Consider the following 1,597-nt stretch of genomic DNA (forward strand, 5'->3'; position numbering starts at 1 on the left):
AGGGACTTCCAAAAAATAAACTATTCATGCTCAAGAATAATAATCATTCTCGGAGTGTAGGAGGTAGGGGTCGATGGTTGCCTCCTCCTTCCAATTTTGTAGTAGAATTAATCCTGTACATTATTAATCAAGTTTTTCTTTGTAAGTGTATATGGAATTAACTGATTCCCTCAAGAAATTGCTCAGTGAAACTGCACTTCAATTAAAAGGTGCAGCTAAAAGAAGATTCATGGCCCAAACAGTCTTAGAATTAGGCTATGGGGGACAAACCCTTGCTGCACAGGAGTTAGGCTGGAATCGAACTACTATTCGTAAAGGAATTAAAGAACTAAAAAGAGGTATTATTTGTGTTGATAATCATTCAGCTAAGGGGCGGAAAAAAGCAGAAGAACATTTACCTTTTCTATTGGAAAACATCAAAAGTTTAGTGGATTCTCAAAGCCAAACTGACCCAAGTTTTAAAAGCCAAAGGCTTTATGTGAGACTGAGTGCGGCCGAAGTCCGAAAGCAATTAATCTCTAAATATGGGTACAGTGATGAGGATTTACCGAGCGAGGAAACTATTCGGGTTAAATTAAATAACTTAGGTTATCGTCTGAAAAGAGTCGCTAAAGTTTTACCTCAAAAAAAATTCCAGAAACCGAGGCAATCTTTGAGGAATTAGCTAACATTAATCGGGAAGCGGATGAAGACCCTACGATGTTACGTCTTAGTTTGGATGCCAAAGCCCGTGTTAATATTGGACTATTTGATCGAGGAGGTAAGAATAGAATAACTGTCGAAACAAACGATCATGATTTTAATCCGAAAACAACCCTAACCCCTTAGGGAATATTTATTCCAGAATTTGATGAGTTGTTTTTGTATTTCACTGCCTCCACAGTCACCAGTGACTTTATTGTTGATATATTAGAAGATTTCTGGGAGTCGAAAAAATCTCGTTTTGAGAAAATTAAAACTTTGATAATTAATCAAGATAATGGACCAGAAAATAATTCGAGACGAACTCAGTTCATGAAACGTATAGTTGAGTTTTCCCAAAAATATCAAGTTAATATACGTTTAGCTTACTATCCCCCTTACCATAGTAAATATAATCCTATTGAACGAACCTGGGCTGTGTTAGAAAACCATTGGAATGGGAGTATTTTAGATGAAATCGAAACGGCTTTGAAATTCGCCCAAACTATGACTTGGAAAGGAAAACACCCGATTGTTAAGTTGATTACTGAAACTTATGAAAAAGGAGTAAAGCTTACTAAAAAAGCCCTGGAAAAAATCGAAGAAAAAATCGAACGTCTCACAGAATCAACGAATCAAGACTTTCCCGATTTGGGACAATGGTTTATTGATATCTATTATGATAAGACCTAGTTTGTAGTTAACTAAGATGGTTAGCTAAAAACTGTCTTTGATTCTTTAACTTGTCCTTGTTATACTCGAAAAAGCTCGGAAGTATAAGAGTTTGTGCTGCCTATTTTTTCGGAAAAATAGGTTGTAATGGGAGACTCTTTGTTTTCCTAGACAAAAATAATTACTTTTTCAAAAAAACACTTTTCTATTTTTTTGTTGGGTATTTTATTCTCTGGAAGTCCCT

The 1,597-nt window shown here is 35.5% G+C and carries 1 pseudogene; it reads left to right on the top strand.

What is annotated here, in order from left to right:
• Positions 1-151 precede the first annotated feature (151 nt).
• A pseudogene (locus PX482_RS02575) lies at positions 152-1,374 on the top strand (ISAzo13-like element ISMae28 family transposase).
• The last annotated feature ends 223 nt before the right edge of the window (positions 1,375-1,597 follow it).

The sequence above is a fragment of the Microcystis sp. M53602_WE12 genome, from assembly GCF_030065455.1.
Lineage (GTDB): Bacteria > Cyanobacteriota > Cyanobacteriia > Cyanobacteriales > Microcystaceae > Microcystis > Microcystis aeruginosa.